The following is a 25,269-nucleotide window of genomic DNA, read 5'->3' as shown; positions in this document are numbered from 1 at the left end:
CAAAGGTTGCGGATTTTCCCTTATTTTGAATAAATACGTTCGTACCATTCTTTTGCAGCTTCTACCTCAGGCATTGTTAGCTGATGACCGTAATTAAACCATGCAGTTGTCACATCGGCCCCAGCTGACGTTAAAAGCCCCTCTAATTCTTCAGATTCCTGAGCAGTACACATTGGATCATTCGTTCCAGCACCGATAAAGACAGGGATTGAAGAAAGTGTAGGCAATTTAATATCACGTCTAGGTACCATCGGATGATGCAGTATTGCACCTGCTAAAGCATCCTCATAATGGAATAATAGGCTAGCAGCAATATTCGCGCCATTAGAATAGCCGATAGCAACCACTCGATTACGGTCAAAGCCATACTGCTGTGCTGCCTCTAATAAAAAGTCATTTAATTCCTTCGTGCGGAAAATTAAATCCTCTATATCAAAAACACCTTCCGCTAAACGACGGAAAAAGCGTGGCATACCATTTTCGAGTACATTTCCACGGACACTTAAAATGCTTGCTGTCTCATCAATTTCCTTCGCAAGACCAATTAAGCTTTGTTCATTTCCACCCGTACCATGTAACAGTAAAAAAGTTGGTTTTGTTTCATCTGTTCCTTTGTAAAAAACGTGCTGCATTGACAGTCCACCTCTCAATTATCTTGAATTCGAGATAATTGTAGCCTGTGGCAAAATTAAATTCAAGCTCTTTGACTTATTAATTTCTCGATTTTCACTATTTGGCTGTTCCTTATGATCTTTATAAAATTTTGTGATCGTAAATACTGAAAATAAACAAGCAGCTAGAACAACAACAATAACTATTCCCACTAATTTTTTCCCATTCATTCGTTAGTATCCCCCGAATTACTTATTTCTTTTTACGAAAACCTTCTTCAAGTAAATATTCTTTCGCAGCATCATGTGTACCAAAGGCTTCCTCTAAATTGTCACCATGATAAACATTCCATGAACGTTGTTCAAAGGCTAGCATTAATTGAGCACCCTCACGATTTTGCCATATCTCTTCGATTGGCCCTTGCTCCTCTACTTCTTCTGATAAATATTGAATGGCATCTTCAATAATTTCGCGAAGTTGTTGTTCATCATAGTCACGAATATTGACTAGACCTTTATCATTTGCTTCTTCCTCATAGCGCAATAAATCACCAACAAAGACGAAGCCGTTGCCATTTGGGTGTAGCTTTTCCACAACAATGGTCTTTTCGTAAAGGCTATCCATAAAGTGATAATTTAAGCGTTTTAATGAAATTTCCTTCTTTGTCAGTTCAGGAAATGAGTCGATGATTGCTTGCTTTTGTTCAAATGTTAGCATATAAAAATGCTCCTTTTCTATTCAATATCTCTTTTAGTATAACTTATTCTTCCTGTTATATTGAAGTAAAATAGATAGTACTAAAAGTAAAGTTTGATGTCCATAACGTGTGGATTGATTTCCGTTCCGACTGGGCGCTTTCCTGGGGGCGTCCGATGAGCCGCTTCGCTTCGCTGCAGGGTCTCATCTGTGACGCTAATCCCCAAGGAGTCGCCCAGTCTCCACTCTAATCAACTTATTCGCATAGCATACGTTTTAACAAAATGTCATCCCTAAATTAAGACGAGAGACCCAAAATAGAAAATCACATCAATATAACGTAGCAGGCGTTATATTGATGTGATGTTTTTAGCCTTCGTTCCTCTATCGCTAATCCCCGAGGAGTCGCCCAATCTCCACTCCAATCAACTTATTTGCGTAGCATATGTTTTAACAAAATGTCATCCCTAAATTACGATGAGAGACCCAAATTAGAAAATTACAGCACTATAACGCAGAGTTGATTTCCGTTCCGACTGGACGCTTTGTAGCTGACGCTTCGCTTTCGCTACAGAAAACATTCAAGGTAGGACACAACTTATATACATGACATACTCTTTAACAAAATTGATGATGAGACAAGAAATCAGAGCCTAATCATTTTCCCTATAAAGTAAAAAAATCCGCTTAAAACTCCCTGTGGAAAAAGCAAGAGCACACCGATATGGCTCATACCTTGTCCACAGAAAGCGAAGCGGATTTTATCTTTGAATTCTTATGGCGTGCTTTTCAGTCACCCTCCACAATTCATAACGTTTTATTAAATATTTTATCTTTTGCAAACTGTATAACATGTGCAACGTATAGTTCACGGTAAGGGACGAATTGTGCTGTACTTACCGGGCGTACAATTTTCACCCGTTGACCATCAGGGAAATATTCATAGCCTTCAATATTCAAAGTAGCTGTTTCTCCTAAAAAGAATGCCTCTGCTTCGTCAAGCTTTGCACGAACTACCCCTGACACTTCCTCATACTGCAGTTCGAATGATTCCCAATCGTGTTTGAATGGATAAATAAAAACATGACAAAATTCATTGTCAATCATGTTTTCTGAAACAATACTACAAGATGTCATGCCCATTTTAACAACATCGTGTACATCGACATCGAGCCCTAACTCTTCCTTCACTTCACGAATTCCCGATTCTACTGTCTCTATGGCTAATAGGTGCCCCGCTGCTGTAATGTCGAGCAAGCCAGGGTAGTCCTTTTTTTGAGCACTACGGATTTGGAAATAAATATAGTCCTCATTGACAAGCCAACAGTGGAATGTTTCATGCCATAGTCCTTTTTGATGTACCTCTGCTCTCGTTGCTGTCCCAATCTGTTCATGCTGTTCATTAAAAACTTTCACAATTTCTTGTTCCATTTTTTCGACTCCTAAACTGACTTCGTAGCCTTTTTCTTAATGACATTACGTTCATCATAAATATTGGATGCGATCACTTTCAATACTGCATAAAATGGTACAGCAATGATAATACCGATAAAGCCTGCAATATTACCTGCTGCTAAAATAACTGTAATAACTGTTAACGGATGTATATCTAGACTTTTCCCCATTACATTAGGCGTTATAAAGTTACTATCAATTTGCTGTGCCACGAGTGTGACTACTGACACCCATATGACTAACACTGGATCCTGAACAACAGCCACGATTAGTGCTGGTGTAAAGGCGATCCAAGGTCCAATAAACGGAATCATATTCATAAAGAAAGCAAATATAACGAGTAGCAACGAATATTCTAGACCTATAATTAAATACCCGACATACATAATGAGCGCTAGTAAAAAACTAATTTGCAGCTGTCCTTGAATATAGCTACGTAAAACATCGTCAATTTCACTTAACGTCTTTTTCACCCATTCTCGACGTTCACCACTGAAATATTTATAAATCGATGGTGCAAATTTTTCATGATCCTTCAACATAAAAATAAAGAAAAATGGAATTAAAATAGCTAATAAAGATACTGATACAACTGATTGTAAAAATGAAACTAGCCCCTTACTTGCCACAACGGCAATATGCTGCGTAGAATTTGCCATATTGTCGATAAAATCTTTTAACTGTGGCGGGAAGTTATCCTTGTTTTTAAACATTTTAAACACATAATCAGCTGCATCTTGAATACCAGCACTAATCTGTGGTACATTTTTCACTAAATTATTTACCTGCACGGCAATCGGATTACCAACAATCCAACCAAAGCCACCAACAAGCGCTATTAGTCCAATGACTATCGTTAATATACTTGCCCATCTCGGAAATTTACGCTTCTCTAAAAACCTTTGAATCGGCTCCGTAACATAATACAACACACCGCCAAGCAATAAAGGTACAAAAATAGCCTTTAAAATAATCACTAGCGGCGAAAAAATCCAATGAATCTCTATAAAATATTTAATAACTAGTAGTGCAAGTAAAATCCCTACCCCTACTTGAAACCAAACTTTCCTCGTCACTTTCTTCACTTCCTTTTATCACAGTTACTGAAAATACTACTTATATATTCACCATTTCGCAAGTATCCTATTAGCTATCGACAAAATAAAAGAGTTTTTGAAACTAAAAAAATTCGCAACCCTCCAACAGGCAATCCCTTGAGCCCTCAAATGCTAAAGCATCTGAAGAGGCTCACACAGCTTGCCTTCCACAGGAGTGTCGCAAATTTTCGCTAATGTAATAGAATATAATAGTTTATAATTTTGTATCTTCTATTGAATTTAAGTAATCTTCAATATCACCAATAACCGATTCAACACAACCGTCCTCAAATGGCGAAATTAAGCCTGCTTCTTTTACAAGCTTCGTAAAGGACATTGAACCCCCTAAACCACATAAATGAATATAGTCCTTCCAGGCAGCTTCAAATTCTTCACGCGAACGTTTCCAGAATTGGAATGCACAAATTTGCGCTAATGTGTAATCGATATAATAGAACGGACTTGAATAAATATGAGCTTGACGTTGCCATATACCGCCAGCTTCTAAATAGCTGTTATGATCATAGTCACGGTGTGGTAAATATGTCTCCTCAATTTTTTTCCACGCAGCTTTACGCTCTGCTGGTGTCATATTCGGATTTTCATAGATTACATGCTGGAACTCATCCACTGCAACACCGTAAGGAAGGAATAATAAACCACTACTTAAATGTGTGAATTTATATTTTTCTGTATCTTCCTTAAAGAATAGCTCCATCCATGGCCATGTGAAAAATTCCATACTCATCGAATGAATTTCACAAGATTCATATGTTGGCCATAAATATTCCGGGATTCCAATGTTCCGACTTGAATAGACTTGGAAAGCATGCCCTGCTTCATGTGTTAACACGTCGATATCGCCGGAAGTACCATTAAAGTTCGAGAAGATGAATGGTGAATGATAGTTTTCGATAAACGTACAATAACCACCACTCTCTTTTCCTTTCTTTGCCACTAAGTCCATTAATTCATGGTCAATCATAAAGTTGAAGAATTCACCAGTCTCTGGTGATAACTCTTCATACATTTTTTTACCGTTCGCAACAATCCATTCCGGATCGCCTTTTGGTGTAGCATTTCCTGTTACAAAGTTGAATGCTTCATCATAGAACTTAAAATCAGATATACCAATACGCTTTGCCTGACGTTCATATAATTTGGTTGCAATCGGTACGATTAAATCACGAACTTGGTCACGGAATTTCTTTACCATATCTGCATTATAATCAATGCGATTCATACGAATATAACCAAGCTCAACATAGTTTTTATAACCTAATTTAACGCACATTTCATGACGCACCTTCACAAGTTCATCATATAGTCGATCAAATTCCCCTTCATGCTCGGCAAAAAAGCCAAAACGTGCATCCGTTGCTGCCTTACGCATTTCACGATCAGTAGACTCTGCATATGGGCCAAGCTGAGCAAGCGTTAATGTTTCACCATTAAAGTCAATTTGCGCTGAGGCAACTAGTTTATTATATTCTGAAACAAGCTTGTTCTCCTTTTGCATTAGATCAATGACTACAGGTGAAAAGCCCTTAATTTGATACGTCGCTAAATCAAATAATTGCTGACCCCATTTTTCTTCTAACTGCTCACGGAATGGTGAAGCGATGAGTGCTTTATAATATTCTGTTGTTACCTCTTCCAACTCTGGCCCAACCTCGTCAAAATAATCGCGTTCTGCATGATAAAACTCATCATTAGTATCGATAGAAGCACGAATGTACACTAAGTTCGCCATCGTAGCATAGTCATTACTCAATTCGTTTAATTTCTCAATTATTTCACTTTGCTCGTCCATCGTTTGTGCATTTTTAAATTGGTCAATTAAAGATAATTGTTGCTCCTTCATTGCCTCGATATTCGGACGGCTGTACGCATAGTCTTTAAACGTTTTCATAGAAATCCCCTCTTTCTGTCATATACCCCGTTATGTTTCTATTATATGCCAAATCTATATTATTAAGAAATAAATTAATAGCCAAATATATATGTTTTTAATAATGCTGCCTTTTCCCGTAGCGTTAACTTCAATTCCACCGATTTTGGCGTTTTTGCCGCAACGACATCTACTTCAAAACCTAAAGATTCAGCTAAAAATTTTGCACGCTTTAAATGAAAATCATTAGAGAGAATCGTAATTTTCTTCATTTCCTTAGGTAAAAGTTCTTTAGAAAATAATAAGTTCTCATAAGTCGAAGTAGATTGGTCTTCTACTACTATTCTATCAGTCTCAATGCCATTGTCCTGTAGGTATTTAAGCATTACAGAAGCCTCAGTACGATCCTCGTCTTCCCCTTTTCCACCTGATACAATTACTTTTACATGAGGATACTTTTTTAAATACTTTACAGCCTCCTCTAATCTATTTTGCAAAGAAAGCGATGGAATTCCACCCGGCTTTACCTTTGCCCCCAGGACAATCATGTATGCAGCTGTTCCATCTGCAGCTGGCTGGACACCTTGTCTAATCTCCTCACCGAGCCAAATATAAACAACAAAGCTCATAGCAAGTAGTATAACCCCTAACCTCGTTACCCATTTCTTCATGATTTACCTCCCCTTTACCAATTATTAACGTAAGGTAAAGAAAAAGGATGCTTGTACTAGAATTACTGTACAAACATCCTGATTGATTATCTTAATACAAAGCGCTTAATAGATTCCTGTAACGCCGTTATTTCATCGGTTAAATCACTAGAAGATTCACTAACAAGCTGAATGGCACGTTGTTGTTCATCAACAGATGCCGTTACTTCCTCTGATGCAGCAGCATTTTTCTCACTAATCATCGCAATACTTTCGATAGATCGCATAATATAATCCTTTGAGCTATTCAAGTGTTCTACTCCCTCAGTCATTTCCCCAATGACTGAAATAATTTTCTCTACGGACAATTCTATTTCCTTAAATGATGCCTCTGTTACGGCAACCGAATCATTTTGCTCACGAACAATAACGTTTGTTTTCTTCATTTCATCGTTCACTAAATTCGTTTCGCTTTCAATCCCCTTTAAGGTTGTATGCACTAGCTCAGTTGCTACAGATGTTTGATCTGCTAGCTTACGTACCTCCTCTGCAACAACCGCAAAGCCCTTGCCATGCTCACCAGCTCTAGCTGCCTCTATAGATGCATTCAATGCAAGTAGATTCGTCTGATCAGAAATTTCGGTAATGGTACCGACAATACCCTCAATTTCCCTTACTTTCACAATTAAGCTATTAAATACAGCATGCACATTATTAATCAATTCTGAAGACTCGTGTGATTTCTCTTTTAAGCCATTTAAATTTATAAGCCCCTCTTGATTTGTTCGCTTCATATGTCGAGATGCATCAAGCATTACTTCATTTTTGTCATGCAATCCTTCAATCTGCTGGGCGAAATCGATGGTTGTTTTATTCGTATCCTCAGCATCTGAAGCTTGCTTTACTGCACCATCTGAGACCTCATTTATCGCTTTTACGATTGCATCTCCATAAGCGTTAGTTTCCTCTGCCACAGATGTTAAATTTAACGACGTCGACTGAATTTCTACAATAGCTTCCTCTACATCTGTAATTAATGTTTTCAGTTGATCAACCATTTCATTAAAGCCTTCATTTAATTGACCGATCTCATCTGTGCGTTGTAGATGTTCAATTTCCACAGTTAAATTCCCCTTTGCTACCTCTCGCACACGTTTTGATAACTTTTTAACAGGTAAAGCTAAGTGTCTTGAAACCATGATGACAACTACAGCACCTATAATGATGGCGCCTAATAATGTAATACCAATAACGAGTAATAGTGAATTAGCTTCTTTATTAAAGTCTTGCATATATGTACCTGACACAACGATCCATCCCCAATTAGGATCCTTTGCAGAATAAATTATTTTATCAGCTAATACATCTTGACCCGGTAGCTCAAACTCATATTGTGTATACCCTCCACCAGCAAGTGCCTTTTCAGTCACTTCTCGAATAAAATAATTGCCACTACTATCTTGATCGTTCCATAGGCTGTCCCCTTCCCGAGTCGGATGGGTAGTTAATGTTCCTTTATCATCTAAAACATATATGTATCCATACTCCCCTAAGTCTCCAGGATAATTAATCGGCCTCTTTCCTTCACTATCCTTTGGTCCTAGAAACGCCTCCCGCACTCGCTCCTGTGCGACTTCTAAAGAAATGTCGCCCCTCTTAACACTCTCATTCGTAAGCTCAATTAATTGCAAAGAAGATTCAACACTATTTTTAATAACTTGTTTGCCAATATCCTCCATACCTTTTTTTGCTTTTTCATAACTTACTAAACCTATGACTAAGCTAGGCACAATTAAAAGCGCTAATGAAATAATAATTAATTTCCCCTGTATCGAACGTGTAAACTTCATGCTTTAGCCCCCCTTTTTTCTCTTCGTTCGCATGACTATTAATCTATATTATGTAATGATTTGAAATTTTTCACAATGGGTAAATCGTAATTTATGTATGAATTATTCGACTTTTTACCCAAATATACTTTATTTCCTAATTTCCATTCCACTTAGCAATTTTTTGAAGGCGTTAGAAATAGGCTATTATACACATTTCAATCATGAAGAAAAAACTATCTTTCTACAAGGATATACCTTATAGAAAAATAGTTTTTTGATTTTTATCGCAAAGCACTTATGTCTCGGCATAAGTGCGTCCGTAATCTGCTTTGCAAGAAGTTAAAAACCAGTAGCTTAATTTGCTACTGGTTTCATATGTTTATATTATTCGCCTAAATCTGCGTTATGATAAACGTTTTGGACATCCTCTAAATCTTCTAGTGCATCAATTAGTTTTTCAAATTTCGCAATGTCGTCACCAGTTAATGCTACTTCTGTTTGCGGAAGCATTGAAAGCTCTGCTACTGTAAATTCTTGAATACCAGCAGCTTTAAGTGCTTCTTGTGCAGCAAAGAATTGGTCTGGCTCTGCATAAATAATGACAGCCTCATCTTCTTCTAAAATATCACGAGCATCAATATCTGCTTCCATTAAGATTTCAAGAACCTCATCTGCTGATTTACCTTCTAAACCGATAACTGCTGTTGAATCGAACATGTAGGCAACAGATCCACTGACACCCATATTCCCATTGTTTTTACCAAACGCTGCACGTACATCAGAAGCAGTACGATTCACATTGTTTGTTAAGGCATCAACAATTAGCATAGTGCCGGCTGGTCCAAAACCTTCGTAACGTAATTCGTCGAAGTTTTCATCGCCGCCGCCTTTCGCTTTATCAATTGCTTTTTCAATAATATGTTTAGGAACACTGTATGTTTTTGCTCGCTCAAGAACAACTTTAAGTGCACGGTTTGATTCTGGATCTGGCTCGCCTGATTTAGCTGCCACATAAATTTCACGGCCAAATTTTGCATTGATACGGCTTGTGCTTTGGTCCTTAGACGCTTTCTTTTCTTTAATATTGTTCCACTTACGACCCATAGTTTCCACTCTCTTTCAATGTTGAAGTTTATAAAAATCATAGATGCGCAGCTGCACATCTGTTAATGGTAATGAAATACGTATCGTATCTTTACTCTGCAAATAATAACACAAATGATGCTTGCAAAGCTAGATATACCAATGTTTAAGGTCGGTTTTTGAAGAATAAAGTAAAAAATCAGATCATCACCATAATGTGGGGTTGATTTCCGTTCCGGCTGGGCGCTTTGTTGCTGTCGCTGCGCTTTCGCTACAGAAAACATTTGTTGCTGTCGCTTTGCTTTCGCACAGATAAAACATTTGTAGCTGACGCTGCGCTTTCGCGCAGAGCAAAGCTTCCTGGGGGCGTCCGATGAGCCGCTGATCCCCAAGGAGTCGCCTAGCCTCCACTCCAATCAACTTATTTGCATAGCATCAGTTCTAAATGTCATCCACACGTTATGGTGATCATCAAAAAAATTGTTTCAGTTGAGCCACTTTACAATTGTTTTTCTACTTTGATTTTTTCTAACAATGCCCGACACCCTTCTAAAACTAGATCATAGGTCTCCTGAAAATCTCCTGTATAGTACGGATCAGGTACGTCTTTTCTATGGTCAGTTAAATCTAAAAAGCGGAAAATCTTTGGAGAATTGGGATTGCCAAGCATCGTTCGGATATTACGTATGTTGCTTTCATCCATTCCAATAATGTAATCAAATTTTTCAAAGTCCGCCTTTTGTAATTGTCGGCCCTGCATCCCTTTTGTTGAGATGCCATACTCTTTTAGCTTATCTTGTGTTCCCCTGTGTGGAGGTTCGCCAATATGCCAAGAGCTTGTAGCTGCCGAATCTACTTCGACTTTATGACTTAAATGCTCTCTTTCTACTAAATCACGCATGACCGCTTCAGCCATTGGTGATCGACATATATTCCCCAAACATACAAAAAGTACTCGAATCATTTTATATCCTCCTACAACAAAGCACTCAAAATCAACTTGATTCTAAGTGCTTCTTAGTTGTCTCACATACTACTGACAGAATCTTACTTCAAAGGATGTGAAAGCTTTTGTTTGTGTTCCTCACTAGGAGTTGTCCTACGCATGATGTTTCACTTTATTTCTTTGCCGCTGCAACTCGCTTCTCTAAATCTTCGGTTAATGCTACTAACTCATGCTCAAGGCGATGTGTAAATTCCTCGCGCCCTTCTTTACCTTTACCCGTTACATAAAATGGCTCACCATAAATTAAATAACCTTTTCCACGTTTAAAGACATCCCCAGCATTACGTGCACCCACGTAAGCAGCCGGGACAATTTGCACTTTGGCTAACTGTGCTATCGTAATTGCACCTTGCTTTAAATCTGAACCTTCCGCATTTCGCGTACCAGAAGGGAATATCCCAACAACTTTCCCTTCTTTCAATAACTGCGAAGGAATCTTAATAACGCTCGGTCCCGGATTTTCACGGTCAACCGGAAAAGCATTTAATCGCTCTATTAGCCAGCCAAGACCTTTTATATCAAACAATTGCTTTTTAGCCATAAAGTGAATTTCTCGAGGATATACTGCAACACCAAGATTTAAAATATCGACATAGCCCGTGTGTGTACATGCAATAATAAACCCACCTTCCTTCGGTAAGTTTTGCTCTTCATATACACGCGCTTTTGAACCCGTTAATTTCAAAATCACTTTGACAACATTTGCTATAAATTTATACACTGTTTCATTCCTACCTTATTCAATAGTTATTCTCATTGTAATCGAAAAGACCAGTATATCGCAATTGCATGTAAAATAATTAAACCTTTCCCACTAATATATCAACATCAATCGTAATTTCTTCTAACTGGATATCGGTTTCCTCTTTTTTATGCCAGCCCATCGGTGTCATTTCAAGCAATGCTGGTACAAGCTCTGTAGCTAACGGTACCGTATAAGTTATGCGTTCCACACTAACCTCAGCAAAGCTTTCTTTAAAGCGAGCAACTATTTGTTCATTCGAATACGACTCCTTAGTAGAATCTGCATATAATTGCGCTCGAAGCTCCTGTAGATACCCGCTTTGAGGTACAACCTTAATAACACAACCATTCTGAGTTAATAGACGTTTAAATTCTTCGTAATTGGCAGGCGATAAAATATTTAATATAGCATCAAAGCTTGATTTGGCAAATGGGCTTTTCGCTAAATCACCAACACACCAAATTTGCTCTGGATAATGTCGGGCTGCAGCAAGTATGCCTTCCTTCGCTATATCAATACCAATGCCAATACAGTTATCTTGTTTATGCTCCATAATACGGGCTAAATGCGAACCCTCGCCACACCCTGTATCTAGAACGGTTTCTGCATTAGCCATTAGCTCGCCGATTTTATCTTCTACTACATCATAGATACCACTATCGATAACTGCTTTTCGAGATTCAAAGAGATCTTTACTGTACTTCGAAACAGCACCATGTGTCAGCATATTGACATAGCCCTGCTTGGCAATATCAAAAGAATGATTTGAGGAACAAACTAATCTACCTTGCTCAAAAACATCCATTGACTCCTGACAAATTGGACAAGCAAAAATCTTCATATTTTTAGTCATTAAGGCTGCCCCTGCAGCTCTTTTAGAAAGTGCCCCCATTAATTTACCTCCTTCTGTTCTGTAGGTGAAACAAGTGCAAAACGCTCCCACTTACGACTTTTCCATCTAAAGTATACGATAATGGCCCGCATCCATTCATCTGCCGAAATCGCCAGCCAAATACCTACTAACCCCCAATCCAACACGAAGACAAACAAGTACCCGAGTGGGAGGCTCATACATACCATTGATAAGAAACCAATTTTCACTGGGAATCTTGCATCCCCTGAGGCACGCAACGAGTTTATAACGACAATATTCATCGTGCGCCCTGTTTCAAGTAAAATACTTAACGCTAGGACAGATGCCCCGATAGCTATGACCTCTGGATTATCAGTAAAAACGTGCATAAGTTGCTTACGAAATATTGTCACAACCGCAACCATAGTTATCGTAAAGGCAAAAGCTGCACGGACACTTATCCAAAGCTGACGGTACGCTTGATCTTTCTTACCAGCACCAACATTTCGCCCAATAATTATAGCTGTGCCTGTCCCGATTGCAATCGCAAATAAATACGTAAACATCGAAATATTCATGGCATATTGTCTTGCTGCCAGTGTTTCTGCGCCTAAATAGGTTGCATAATAAAGGAAGACAATCTGACAGAACTGATAAAGTACCTGCTCAAATGCTGACGGTAAACCTATATTTAATATTTTTCGAACATATTCCTTTGAAAACTCGAAGTAATATTCTAGCTTCACTCTTACTTCCATGACTTGATACAACAGCCAGAAAAACACAACAACTGCTAATCCCCTACTGACAACCGAGGAAATAGCCGCACCTTTTACACCTAACTCCGGCATTCCTAAGTTACCAAAGATTAAACCGTAATTTAAGATAACGTGTAGCACATTCATCCCTAGTGATACATACATCGTTTGCTTTGTCCATCCATGTACACGGATAATCGCGGCTAGCGCATTTATAATCGCCTGTAAAAAAATAAAGCTTCCTATAATTATTAAATAGCTTTGAGCGTATTTAAGCACTTCTCCCTGCAAGTTCATCATGGACATTAAATGACTTGAAAAGAAGAAAAATAAGATACTCATCAGTAATCCAACGACCAAATTCATCGTTACTGCTAAAGCGGAAATCTTCGCAGCCTCAAAAAAGCGCCTTGAACCTAAATATTGAGATACAACAATGGAAGCACCATTACCCACTACCTCAAGTATTAAAATTGCAATATGAATATATTGATTGGCCGCACCAACCCCTGATACAGCATTATCTGATAAAGCACTGAGCATAAAAGTATCGGCTAGTCCCATTAACATAAATAAAAATACTTCTAAAAATATAGGCCATGTTAAATGGAATAAACTTAACTTATTTGTTTCTTTTATATCACTTTCTCTTAATGCATCTCCCAATACTTTTCACTTCTCCTATACGCTTCATAAAGATTTTGCGGGCAGTCAGTCGGCAAGCTGCCAATTTTGACGGACCTCTTTCCGTCACCCTGCCTTTTCAATCAGCTGCTTCGACCCGTTCATTCGTCGCTCTGACTTCTTTCCGCCACGTCGGCCCCGTTCTAAACGCTGCAGCTCAGAATTGGACTTGTCCTTATAAGGTGAACGTTTTGTTCCTGACGCTGCGCTTTCGGTACAGATTAACACATGACAAAAATATATAGTATCTTACTATAGATCTTTAGGCTACTATAATACGGCAAAAAAATCCCTCTCACAATTTTATGTGAAAGGGCTTCTTATCATTTTAAGCAATAGTCCTGTAATTGCTTACGTTTTTCTATCGTTAAGTCAAACTCTTGCTCTAAAAAAGCGATCTTAGAGCCATATCGGTTGTCCATTGCATCAAATGCCGCTTGTAAATAGTCCTCACGGGCAGACATCAATGCGTAAAATTGCTGTAATTCTCGATCGTTATAATCTTGCTGAATGGTCTGAGCCATTCGTTCTACTAAGGGACTTAAATGTACGTTTGTATCTAAATAGTCCTCCATTATCGTTTCCTCAGGTACATCTAAAGCAAGTAAAATAAGTGCACTACCAATACCTGTTCGATCCTTCCCGACCGCACAATGATGAACAAGGCCTAAGTTTTCAGGATATTGAATCGTTGCCATTAACCTTTTAAATGAGTCATTGTTAAAAGGCATTTGTGCATAAAATTCTCGGAACATCTCTGTGCTTACAACTTTATAAAAATCCTTTCCACCAGTGTTTGTAGGCATCTCAAAAGCATGATTTCCCTTCGCTGGAATTTGAATATACTCAGCTTGTGTGAATACCGGATTTGGATTATTTTGAGCCTCATGATTGTCTCGATAATCAAAAATTGTTTTCACACCTAGTGTTTCAAATAGCTCCTTATCCGCTTTCGTCATTTTACCAAGTGCTGCTGAGCGATAAATCAAACCATTCTTAACTACGCGCCCATCCCTCGACTTATAACCACCCATATCACGAAAATTATAAACTGCCTCAAACGGAATAATCTTCATATCAAACTGTTTCACTCACCGCACCTCTTCCTATTAGCAAGCATACTTAGTTCTATTTTATAGAACAATTCGATATAATACCAATTTTCGCACTAGGGAATGTCATACACTAATTCGAGCGATGAGGAGGGGGTGACCGTGATCACTTTTCTACGCTTCACCCGATCACTTTTCCTTCAAAGCCGAGCAGTTTCTCACTCTACCTGATCACTTTTCCTTCAAAGCCGAGCAGTTTTCCACTCTACCTGATCACTTTTCCTTCAAAGCCGAGCAGTTTCCCACTCTACCCGACCACTTTTCCTTCAAAGCCGAGCAGTTTCCCACTCTACCTGATCACTTTTCCTTCAAAGCCGAGCAGTTTCCCACTCTACCTGATCACTTTTCCTGCAAAGCGGAGCAGTTTCCCACTCTACCTGATCACTTTTCCTGCAAAGCGGAGCAGTTTCCCACTCCACCCGATCACTTTTCCTTCAAAGCAGGGCAGGGCCAAAGAATCTTCATAGTAAATCACTCACTACCAGAAAATTATCCAGCAAAAAAAGCTGCCCTCGATAAAGGACAGCTCCAAAATACTATTTTTCAATATCAATTATTTAAATAACTCAGGGTATACAGCTTTTGCTATTAACTCAACAGCTTCACCAATACGTGGACCTGGACGGTTGGAAACATCAGTATCTATATAGTAAACTGCTTTATTTTGAATAGCCGTGATTGTATTCCATCCATCACGAGAAAGAATTTCTGCAGCTGGGTCTTTCGCATAGTTTACTGTTGTTAATATAACATCTGGGTTTTTCGCAATAACATCTTCCTCAGATACCTTTGCCCAGCTTTGGAGGTTATCAAAAACGTTTTTAACATTCGCAGCATTTAAAATCTCTTGTTGGAATGTACCAGAACCAGCCGTATATATGTCTGGCTTCGGACTAATTTCTAGGTAAATATTTTTTGGCGTTTTCACATCTTTAACTTTCGCTTGGACTTCCGCAATTTTAGCTTTAATATCTTCATTTAATTTGTCGCCTTTATTTTCGATTCCCATCACCGTTGCGATTTGTTGGATATCACCGTAAACATCATCAAATGAAGTAGCTGATTGAATGGCAAACACTTTAATACCTGCATCCTCGAGACCTTTTAATGCCGTTAACGTTTCTTCATTTCCAGTTGTATAGGCAATAACTACATCTGGCTTTAACGTTAAAATACGCTCACTATTGAATTTTACGGAATCAGAAACACGCTCAATTTTTTGAGCTTCTTCTGGATACGTATCAAATTCTGTTGCACCAACGATTTTATCGCCAACGCCTAGAGCAAATAAAATTTCTGTATTACTCGGTTGCAACGAAACAATAGTTTTAGGTACTGCAGCAAACTCTACTTCTACGCCACGGTCATCCTTAACTTTATAACTTGTTTTCTCGACTTGTTGATCTTCTTTAGAAACGGTCTTTTTATTAGTATCCTCTTTCGTACCACAGCCAACTAATACAAGTGCCAGCATCAATACTGAAAGCCATTGCAGCTTTAACATTTTCTTCATTTCATTGATTCTCCTTTTTCTTTTTCATCGGGTATGACTTACTAATAAACGGTATTTCAGCAATACCAGCATGCTGATTCATATAGACAGCCATTACAAAAAAGACATTGGCCAGTAATCCTAAGTAATCAAAGAGAATAGCTGGTACTTCTCGTTCTTCAGATACTTTGTGCAAAACACGATATGATTTTTTCGCTTCACTGCGGCATAAATGTAATGCAGTAGCAGCCTCTGTTCCTTGAGGTAATACAAAGTTTTGTATTTCATCCTTAACATGACTAACATAGAAATCATAGCGATTACTTAGCCAAGTCAAATCATCTGCGGTTACTGCTAATTTACCTCGGACAGAGCCATTTACATGGTAAGCCATTGGCAAAATGGTAAGTAAATCATCTGATACTACTTTTACATTTTCCTTTTTCACCGCCGCCAAAGCGACACCAATATGTGTAGTAAGGCTATCCGTTCGAATTTCAAAATCTACTGTGGATGCCTGTTCACGCATAAATGGATAACAAGAATAACGTGCATCTTTTTTCAAATCTAAGTCCCCGCTTTCCCTCGTGAAAAACTCTTACTTATAACATCCGTGAATCTCATCAGATGCATTAATAAGTGCACATAAAAAACGTTGTTTCCACTCCTAAGGAAACAACGAAAATAACATAAAATAGTGTCGCGTAGACACATCAAAGCCTATGTATTTGCCGCATATTCTCCTAGCTTCCGAAGAGTTATCTATACGTTCAAACAAAGGTCGGTCTCCTGGCTTGTACAGTTCACTACATTATAATCACGTCGTGAGTCATAAAAAGCCTTCCCATTAAATAGTTCAACAGTGGCATATTTTTATGATTTCTGTACTTACAGTTGCGGAAACAGCTCCGGATTTTCACCGAATTCCCGATTATGCTATAGTTCAGCACCCTTATTCTGCAAGAATTATTCACTTGTTATGCAGTTTAACATAGATTGATAGGAAAAAATAGCTGTGGAATTAGAATAAACAAATACGATGAATAAAATCATGTAGGTATCTTTATGCACACAAATATTTTTGATTGCCTTCAGAGACATTTCCCATACTCGTGCTGGTATTTGTTTTGATACATATAATGAATTGCTTAATTTTTAACGAAAGAATCTGTACAAAAAATAGCCATTCCAAACGTTTAACGGATGGCATTCTTATACTTCATTTTGCTTTTTGCATCTTCCTCTTCTTCTATTAAACGTCGTGCAATCTCTAGTAATTTTGGGTCATTCGTTGCATCGAATAGCTTTTTAAAAGATACAATAATATCATAACGTATCAATGTCGGGTGCTTTTCATCAAGGCATATTTGAAATCTTTTCGCCAAATATGAAACGACTAAATCTCTTTGTACCTGCCCTGCTAAACCTATTCTCCAAATCGCCTGCAAAGTATGCCTCGCCGTTCCTGTTTCTTCATCATAAGTTATTGCCCAAATCTTTAAGAAATCCTCTAACACTCTTTCTTCAGGGTCACTTTTTGCTGCTAATGCGCATAAAAATTGTGCAGCACTTGCACGGACATGTCCATTTTTAGATGTAAGAGCCTGAACAAGTTGTTCCCAAACTGAATATGTCCAGTCAACTGGTTCCTGCATAATTTTCATTAATTCTTCGTATGATTTATATTGAATATCTCGGTCATGCTCTGTTAAATTACTAAAAAGTTGCAAAATCTCTTTTTCCATGATTCATCCCTACCTTTATTGTTTCAGAACGTAAAAAATGGTGAACTTGCAAGTGTTATCTTAATTTCTATCATTTGTTACTTTAGTGCTACAAAACTAAAGTCTCAAATAATTTAATTTTTTAGGATAGCTTCATAACTGTATATTTCAAAATTATCAGAAATGAGGTTCAAGATGCAAGAAATCATTTCCGGTTACGGGAAAAACACATAATCCTTTTAATAACCATGTCTATAGTAGTAAATATATCAACTTATGTAAATTTATTCATCCTAGATGTTATTTTACTCATTATTCGTCGAGTAGTCGAGCCTAATTTATCGGATAGCCCTATCCTTGCGTGATTTATCAGTTAGCTTTTACGGGCTACACTCCAAATAATAAAAAAAGGTTATCTTTGTAAATGACTTACAAAGATAACCTTTTCGTGTTTTAAATCGTCTATATAATAGTAGGGCTCAGTAAATCTCTTTTGCTGAAAAATTAAATACGACCGAAGCCTACTAAATATTGCTTCCACCAATCAAGTGATTCGATAACAACACCTCTATTTTGAGCATCGATCATCGTGTTGTTGCCTAAGTAAATACCTACATGCGCGATACCTGAACCATAGCTGAAGAATACTAGGTCACCTACACGTGCCTCACTTGCTGAAATACGTTGTGTTGCTAAATATTGTTGTGATGCTGTACGTGGTAAAGATACGCCTGCTTGTTTATAAGACCATTGTACAAGACCTGAACAGTCAAATCCTGTCGATGGGTTACTTCCGCCCCAAACATAGCTACGACCTAGGAATTGCTTCGCAGTTGAAATAGCATCACCTGAAGATGCAGTGCCTGATCCAGAACCAATAGTTACTTGTGGTGATTTTTCATTGTTCTCTTTGCCACTATTGCTACTATTGTTAGCGTTGCTAGTATTTCTATTATTGTTCACGTTGTTATTTGCATTGTTGTTACCGTTGTTGTTTGTTGCTTGTACAACTGGAGTGGCTGCTTGAAGTGCACGTAAACGAGCTGCTTCTTCCTCTGCTGCTTTACGTTCTGCTTCTAAACGTTCTTCTTCTTGTTTCGTTGCAATTTGTGCCTTTAATGCAAGAGATTTCGCTTCGTTTTCAGCTTTTTTCACTTCCATTTCGCTTTCCTTTTGTTGAAGCTCTTGGAATTGCTTTTGAAGCTCTTTTTGTTTTTCATTTAATGTTGTTTTTTGTTTCTCTAAGTCAGCCTTGTCTGCTTCTTGTTGATCAACTAATTCTTGGTCAGCATCCATTAATGTTTTTACCGCTACGACACGGTCCATTAAATCTGCAAAGCTTTTTGATTCAAGAACAGCGTTTAAATAAACACCTACAGTAGTATCTTGAGCTTGGTATGCAGCCATACGATCACTTAAAATCGCTGAACGTTGCTCAATACGTTTTTTAGTATCTACAATATTTGCATCAACTTCTTTAATATCCGCCTGTACTTTGTTAAATACTTTTACTTTTTCATCGATTTCTTTTTCTAGTTTAGTTAATTCTTCTTGTAGCTTTTTAACTTCTTTATCTATTTTAGCCTTCTTATCAATCATTTGTTGAGATGTTTCTTCTGCGTGCACTACTGTTGGTTGAACTGTATTAAATAATAAGCCGCCAGCTAGTGCTAATGCTAGCACCATCGACTTACGCCATTTATTGCGCTTACCCACGTTATTCTTTCCCTTCACTAGTCAATTTCGTTCTTAGAATTTTAATGTAATCATTGGAACGATTTCTTTTATTTATCTTATATTTTATTAGCCTTTTAAAGTTTAGCACTATCAGCATAACTTTTATACTATTTCACGCCTTTTTAATCGTATAGTAAAACTCGAAACATTCTTGTAATATTCATGTAAATTCTAATATATTCTACAAAATTACGTTTTATTCTACACGACAACGTTTTTAACTGCTTTACCATTAGACCCACTATCTTCTTTGTAATATTTTTGTAATATTTCTAAGGAACGTTTTCACAATAAAAATAGGTAAAGGAACATGTCCCCTACCTAAAAATAATGTATATCCATAAACAAAGATTGATTTTCACTGCTAGTGGCACTTCTATTGCTTCATAGAACGTAGCGCTTGGATAGAAAGCCGTACTAAGAGAATGGCACATAAAAATAACCCCAAGTATGCAGCTGTATTTAAGTAAACAGCATACGTATCCTGAATGAATTGTGAGATGGCTAAAAGTGCTACCGAAATAATACCAAAGGTAATACCAACGAGCAGCAGGACGAAACGGGAAAATAGATTGGTTATAAAACGAGCATTATCCTCATCCGAAAAAACATCGTGATGTAAAATAATTTTTCCACTTTCTACCCGTTGAATAAGTTGGTCGATTCGTCTTGGCATTTTGCGCAATGTCGGTATAAGCATTGACAATTCTTCCTGTAAACGTTCCTTTGCGGCCATTGGTTCTTTAAATGGCTTCAGGAAGGATGCTCGCATATAGACAGATGAAAATTCTTTCGCTTCTGTAAAAATATCAAAACTTGGGTCAATCACCCGTAATGTTCCATCTAATGTTACTAAGGAACGTAGTGCTAAAGCTACTGCAGGGTAGAAAGCAAGACCGAAATCACGAACAACCGTAAATAACGCATGTATTAATTCCTCTGTTGGAATCCGATCAACGTAAGAGATTTTCAAGAGAATTTGATCTATAGCTTGCTCCATCTTTGCACGTTCTGCATGATCAGCATTTTCAACCATTAATGTTAGGCCGTCATATAAAATACTTGAATCATTTAGCTGAATTCCCATTAAAAATTGCTTTAAGCCCTCTTGTTGTGTAGCCCCCAAACGGCCAACAGCTCCAAAATCCAGCAGTATCGGTTTGCCATCCATCTCATCAATTTGAATATTCCCCGGATGCGGATCTGCATGAAATATACCTGAAAGAAGCGCCTGCTCAAAGAAGGAATATAACACAGTCCGTGCAAACTGCTTACGATCACACTCTAATTGGTTAAATGCAGCCGTAGCATTGGCAACACTTTTCCCTCGTACGTATTCCATGACAATAATATTTTCCTGACAATATTCTATATAGATTTTAGGAATCCTCACCTTATAATCGCTTTTGGCAAGTGCATTCGTCACCTGTAATGTATTACGAGCCTCAATATCTAAATGGGTTTCCTCACGTAACCCATCTGCAAATCCTTTAGCAAGCTCTCGAAAACCAAGTGATTCAGCCCATGTAGACTTAGTTGAAAGCCAGTTGGCAAATTCCTCTAAAATATCGAGATCGTCTCGCATAATCCCCTTCACTTCTGGACGCAGTAGCTTGACCACGACTTCATCAAAATTTTTCAATCGTGCCTTATGTACTTGTCCAATGGATGCTGCTGCAATAGGCTCCATTTGAAAGCTTGTAAATATTTCATTCATAGGCTTTGGAAGTGAATTTTCTAATATTTGTGTTACCTGCTCTGACGGTAAAGGCTTCACACTATCCTGTAGTTTCTCTAACTCGGCAATAAAGATAGGCGAAAATAGTTCCTTACGAGTAGAAAGTACCTGACCAAATTTAATAAATATCCCACCACATTGCTCCAAAGTTACTCTTAAAGCAACGGCAAGCTCTTTTTCATTTTCTCGTTGTCTTGCGTATTTAATCGTTTGAACAACGCCATTTGTCACAGCTATTTTTAACACCTGACGCAAGCGCTTTTGTTGTCGCCAGTAGCTTCGAAGGCGCATGAAAAAATTTTTTTGCCCATTACGACGATCCCTGGCCCTAATACCACTTGAATCGAAAAGCTCAAAAACGAGATAGAGCAACATCGAAATTAGTAGCATGCAACCAATCCAAATAAGTGTACTGACCTCTGTCACAGTTTGCATCACCGGTTCGTACAAAAAATCTGTATGACGTAAATAAGTGTACCAGTAAACAAAGGACGTTAGCGTCACACTAATAACGACAGAAAGAATCCTACGTATAAAATTTATATTTGAACCAATTAATCGACCACTTACAATATAAATAAGCCCTGATACAACAATGATTTGAATGAAAAACTTCAAATAAATCAATAGCGTCACCTCCGATGCCATTTCCTAATACTGCTAGTATAACAAATCTAAGGCTCATCACCCTAACGCGAAATTCATCTCCATTCCGACTGCATTCTTTACTTTTAGTGATAACCAAATCGGGGTACTTAATTTCTTTTACGCCTAGGTTTATCCCCAAAATTTCGTCTATTTGTTCACTTTTTTAGTATTTATCCACTTACAATGATTTTTACTCAGTCATTTTTGTTGATAAAATACCTAACATGGTATATCACCTGATTAAACTGATAGTTATCCACAATTTTATTTATCACCAATACAAAAAAACCTTTATTTTATCCACAATATACCCCTATATGTATATGACAAGGAAAGGATGTGCTTACACATGCGTAAAAAATATTTAGCAATCAGTGGTGTCGCTGGTTGTGTCTCGATAAACAGGTGAGATTATCATGTTTGAAAAAGGATAATAGTTTCTCTAATGTCTTTAATGTCGATGGTTCCTCCCTTGGTATTTGCTTGTATGAATAATTCACAGATACGACAACTAACAGAGATAAAATTGTCACGGCCTATAATTATAAATAACACAAAAGAGATGCCGTAAGTTTCAGCATCCCTTTTCTATTAATTAGTAGAAAGCACTTTCTCCCAATCTATTGTGTTATTTTTAACTTGTTCCCGTTTTTCTTTATTCATAATATCATTAGGTCTTCCGCCTTTCGGCCAATCTTTATTATGATTTGCCCATTCAGGTCGATCCTGCGATAAAATAAAGGCTGCTAAATCAGCGGCATCTTGATCTGTCAAAGTACCCGCTGCACCGACTGGCATATTATGTTTGATGTAGCCAGCCATTTTAGACATTCTTGCCATCCCCGCTCCATCATTGAATGATTTTTCACCCCACAATGCCGGGCCTGTATTAGCACCATTGCCTGAGCCATCAGCTGCGTGACAAGCGATACAAGACTGAGCATATACTTCCTCACCATTCTTAACATCTGGTATAGGAATGTCCTTCATAGTACTTGTACCCACCCATTCACGTTCTGCTCCGATCGGTACACCTTCTGAAATATAGGCGAAGTACGAAACCATCGCTTCTAGCTCTTTGCTATTCATGTCGAATTTCTTACCGTTCATACTGCGAACCATACATCCATTAATACGCTCCTCAATCGTTACAATATCACCAGAGCGCGCGATATATTGGGGATAATCCGCCATAACGCCTACTAACGACGATACTTGCTCATCGTAACCTGCCCCTGCATGACAGCTTGTGCAAGACAATTGATTCCCAACATATTCTTCTGCAGCAACATGTGTATTATTGACAAGCTCATAACCATATAATATTGCTTCCTTCATTGGCCCATCTGGTACTTCTTCAATACTTGGTGGCGCATAGACAACTGACTGAGCAGCTGCTGTTGTCGGTATTTTTGTTTGTTCAGCGGCTTCTTTGCTTTCTGCATCCCCTAAAATTTTGTCGCTAATGGCTGCTCCTACAAAAAGTGTACCTGCTAACAGCACCGTCCCCGCTACTCCCGCTACTCCCGCTACTATAGGTTTCATCTATAATACCCCCCTTTGTATAATCACCTATATTTTAGCAAAATAGCATGTTTTCCGATGTGAAATTTCTCACACCTCGCGTAAATAGAACCATTTAGAGGATAAAATTATGAATTCTTTTGTTCTATAACACATCAATCGAGACTTAATACCTCTTGCAGTATGTACTATTTCCTGACCTAATTAATTTTGCCTTAGCGTAATGCTAGCTACTACTTTACTAAAACATCTACTGCAACACTTGGCTTTCGCGTAAATAAAAATGCCGAGCACAGCATCGCACTCGGCATTCCCCCCTTATAATTTACATTCACCATCAGCACAAATAGCTTCACCATCACCCGTCATCCTTAAAACCGGCTGAATACCCGCTATCTCTGCCGCTTGATGTAAAGTTCGTACAAAAACCTCATTTGGCTCCGCACCTTTAATACCATAACGATTTTCAAACACAAAGAACGGCACACTTTGTACACCTAGTTGTTGGGCGTCATATCGATCTTTGTCTAAAGCTTCACTGAAGTCGTTTGACGCCAGAACACCTTTTGCTTTTTCAACATCTAAGCCTAAATTTTCAATGACTTCTAACAAGAACATATCATCGTTTAAGTCTTTTCCTTCCGTAAAGTAACCTCTCATAAGCTCTTCCGTATAGATTGACTCTTTACCAAACTGTCTTACCCACTTTGCTAATCGATGAGCTTTTTCGGTATGAGCCGTTTTCATATCTTCAAAATTGTAATGTAAGCCAGTCGCTTCGGCCCGTACCGCTATGCCCTTAGTCATTTCCTTTACTTCTTCTAATGTAGCGTTAAATTTCGCAACCATACCCTCATATAAAGTTGGCGCATCTTTCTTAGGCGTATCCGGACCAATTTGGTATGCTTTGTATTCAATTTCTACCTTTCCCGAATAACCCGCTAAATTAATAGCACGTTCCAATTCCCGTTTGCCAATATAGCAGAAAGGACATGTAAAGTCCGAAAAAATCTCAATTTTCATCTACTAATGCCTCCTACAATATAGTCATCCAAATTTTAATAGCGGTCGCCAATATAAGAACCGCTAAAATAACTTGCAAAATTTTTGTATTTACATTTTTACCCGCTTTTACACCTAATGGGGCAGCAATTAGACTAGCTATAATCATAATGATTGCAGGATAGTAATTAACTTGTCCCGTCATCAATTTTCCGACTGTCCCGCCTATTGAGGATATAAAGGTAATCGCGAGGCTTGTAGCTATTGTCATACGTGTCGGGATACCTAATACGACTAGCATAATAGGTACTAACAAGAATCCACCAGCCGCTCCAACAATCCCCGATCCAATACCAACGATAAACGCTAATATGGCCGCTATCGGTTTATTGAACGTTACCTCATCTAAAGGCTTGTCGTCAATCTGCTTCTTAGGAATAAACATCATCACTGCAGCAATTAACGCTAATACACCATACACGATGTTAACGCCCACTTCAGATAAAAATTTGGAGCCAAAACTACCAACAAAACTTCCTACTAATACGGCAGCACCCATATATATAATCAGTGATTTATTTAAATAACCACCTTTTCGATATGCCCATACCCCAGCCATAGAGGCAAATAACACTTCAACCGCACTAATACCTGATACTTCATGTGCGGAAAATGCTGCAAAACCAAGTAAAGGTGGGATATATAATAACATTGGATATTTTATAATGGCTCCGCCAATTCCTAGCATTCCTGATACAAATGAACCTACAAAGCCAATTAAAAATATTGTAATCATCCATGCTACATCCATACTTTTCCTTCTTTCCGTTACTTTTAAGGATATAAAGTTCTTAGCCTGAGCTCCTCTATTTCACTGGATGTACGGACACCCACTAAAATAAGTTAAATGAAAGGAGGGCTGTTCTACCT

22 protein-coding genes and 1 riboswitch are annotated in these 25,269 nt (G+C 38.1%); all 22 genes read right to left on the bottom strand.

Annotated features, from left to right (window positions below; genetic code table 11):
• Positions 1-20 precede the first annotated feature (20 nt).
• The 22 genes from MWJ95_RS16175 to MWJ95_RS16070 all read right to left on the bottom strand — a co-directional run bounded on the left by MWJ95_RS16175 (position 21) and on the right by MWJ95_RS16070 (position 25,150).
• Positions 21-632, bottom strand: coding sequence for an alpha/beta hydrolase (locus MWJ95_RS16175; RefSeq protein WP_249106729.1), 612 nt, complete (start codon positions 630-632; stop codon positions 21-23).
• 18 nt (positions 633-650) lie between these two features.
• Complete coding sequence (locus MWJ95_RS16170) at positions 651-842, bottom strand: hypothetical protein (protein ID WP_197143811.1); 192 nt, start codon at positions 840-842, stop codon at positions 651-653.
• A 22-nt stretch (positions 843-864) separates the two neighbouring features.
• Positions 865-1,329, bottom strand: a complete 465-nt coding sequence (locus tag MWJ95_RS16165; protein WP_249074782.1) for a P-loop NTPase family protein — start codon at positions 1,327-1,329, stop codon at positions 865-867.
• 786 nt (positions 1,330-2,115) lie between these two features.
• On the bottom strand, positions 2,116-2,739 hold the full coding sequence (locus MWJ95_RS16160) for an NUDIX hydrolase (RefSeq protein ID WP_249074783.1): 624 nt from the start codon (positions 2,737-2,739) through the stop codon (positions 2,116-2,118).
• 11 nt (positions 2,740-2,750) lie between these two features.
• Complete coding sequence (locus MWJ95_RS16155; RefSeq protein ID WP_249074784.1) at positions 2,751-3,839, bottom strand: AI-2E family transporter; 1,089 nt, start codon at positions 3,837-3,839, stop codon at positions 2,751-2,753.
• Between the two features lie 235 nt (positions 3,840-4,074).
• Positions 4,075-5,772: a M3 family oligoendopeptidase gene (locus tag MWJ95_RS16150; protein ID WP_249106727.1), complete on the bottom strand. Its 1,698-nt coding sequence runs from the start codon at positions 5,770-5,772 to the stop codon at positions 4,075-4,077.
• A 74-nt stretch (positions 5,773-5,846) separates the two neighbouring features.
• A complete protein-coding gene (locus MWJ95_RS16145; protein WP_249106725.1) occupies positions 5,847-6,422 on the bottom strand; it encodes a YdcF family protein in 576 nt (191 codons plus the stop codon).
• Between the two features lie 86 nt (positions 6,423-6,508).
• On the bottom strand, positions 6,509-8,251 hold the full coding sequence (locus tag MWJ95_RS16140; RefSeq protein ID WP_249106723.1) for a methyl-accepting chemotaxis protein: 1,743 nt from the start codon (positions 8,249-8,251) through the stop codon (positions 6,509-6,511).
• Between the two features lie 366 nt (positions 8,252-8,617).
• Complete coding sequence (locus MWJ95_RS16135) at positions 8,618-9,337, bottom strand: YebC/PmpR family DNA-binding transcriptional regulator (RefSeq protein ID WP_249074788.1); 720 nt, start codon at positions 9,335-9,337, stop codon at positions 8,618-8,620.
• Positions 9,338-9,815: 478 nt separating this feature from the next.
• Positions 9,816-10,280, bottom strand: a complete 465-nt coding sequence (locus MWJ95_RS16130; protein WP_249074789.1) for a low molecular weight protein-tyrosine-phosphatase — start codon at positions 10,278-10,280, stop codon at positions 9,816-9,818.
• Between the two features lie 154 nt (positions 10,281-10,434).
• Positions 10,435-11,043 (bottom strand): lysophospholipid acyltransferase family protein, encoded by a 609-nt coding sequence (locus MWJ95_RS16125; protein ID WP_249074790.1) that lies wholly within the window; start codon positions 11,041-11,043, stop codon positions 10,435-10,437.
• Positions 11,044-11,122: 79 nt separating this feature from the next.
• On the bottom strand, positions 11,123-11,959 hold the full coding sequence (locus MWJ95_RS16120) for a putative RNA methyltransferase (protein ID WP_249074791.1): 837 nt from the start codon (positions 11,957-11,959) through the stop codon (positions 11,123-11,125).
• Complete coding sequence (locus MWJ95_RS16115) at positions 11,959-13,317, bottom strand: MATE family efflux transporter (RefSeq protein WP_249074950.1); 1,359 nt, start codon at positions 13,315-13,317, stop codon at positions 11,959-11,961. The genes MWJ95_RS16120 and MWJ95_RS16115 overlap by 1 nt, the downstream gene beginning before the upstream one ends.
• Positions 13,318-13,685: 368 nt before the next feature.
• The gene (locus MWJ95_RS16110) at positions 13,686-14,453 is read right to left on the bottom strand and encodes a tyrosine-protein phosphatase (protein WP_249106721.1); all 768 of its coding nucleotides are present in this window, start codon (positions 14,451-14,453) and stop codon (positions 13,686-13,688) included.
• A 574-nt stretch (positions 14,454-15,027) separates the two neighbouring features.
• Positions 15,028-15,987 (bottom strand): ABC transporter substrate-binding protein, encoded by a 960-nt coding sequence (locus MWJ95_RS16105; protein WP_249074793.1) that lies wholly within the window; start codon positions 15,985-15,987, stop codon positions 15,028-15,030.
• Between the two features lies 1 nt (position 15,988).
• On the bottom strand, positions 15,989-16,531 hold the full coding sequence (locus MWJ95_RS16100) for a hypothetical protein (protein ID WP_249074794.1): 543 nt from the start codon (positions 16,529-16,531) through the stop codon (positions 15,989-15,991).
• Positions 16,532-16,728: 197 nt separating this feature from the next.
• A riboswitch (cobalamin riboswitch) is annotated at positions 16,729-16,936 on the bottom strand.
• Between the two features lie 226 nt (positions 16,937-17,162).
• Positions 17,163-17,711 carry a hypothetical protein gene (locus MWJ95_RS16095; protein WP_249074795.1) on the bottom strand — a complete coding sequence of 183 codons (549 nt, stop codon included), beginning with the start codon at positions 17,709-17,711 and terminating at the stop codon, positions 17,163-17,165.
• 483 nt (positions 17,712-18,194) lie between these two features.
• A complete protein-coding gene (locus MWJ95_RS16090; RefSeq protein ID WP_374110184.1) occupies positions 18,195-19,424 on the bottom strand; it encodes a C40 family peptidase in 1,230 nt (409 codons plus the stop codon).
• Positions 19,425-19,803: 379 nt separating this feature from the next.
• On the bottom strand, positions 19,804-21,792 hold the full coding sequence (locus MWJ95_RS16085; RefSeq protein WP_249074797.1) for an ABC1 kinase family protein: 1,989 nt from the start codon (positions 21,790-21,792) through the stop codon (positions 19,804-19,806).
• Between the two features lie 612 nt (positions 21,793-22,404).
• Positions 22,405-23,358, bottom strand: a complete 954-nt coding sequence (locus MWJ95_RS16080; protein ID WP_249106719.1) for a c-type cytochrome — start codon at positions 23,356-23,358, stop codon at positions 22,405-22,407.
• A 297-nt stretch (positions 23,359-23,655) separates the two neighbouring features.
• A complete protein-coding gene (locus MWJ95_RS16075; protein ID WP_249074799.1) occupies positions 23,656-24,360 on the bottom strand; it encodes a DsbA family oxidoreductase in 705 nt (234 codons plus the stop codon).
• 13 nt (positions 24,361-24,373) lie between these two features.
• Positions 24,374-25,150, bottom strand: a complete 777-nt coding sequence (locus MWJ95_RS16070) for a sulfite exporter TauE/SafE family protein (RefSeq protein WP_249074800.1) — start codon at positions 25,148-25,150, stop codon at positions 24,374-24,376.
• Positions 25,151-25,269: the final 119 nt, after the last annotated feature.

The sequence above is a fragment of the Lysinibacillus sp. Bpr_S20 genome, from assembly GCF_023337835.1.
Classification (GTDB): domain Bacteria; phylum Bacillota; class Bacilli; order Bacillales_A; family Planococcaceae; genus Lysinibacillus.
This window is presented reverse-complemented; position numbering and strand designations above follow the sequence as displayed.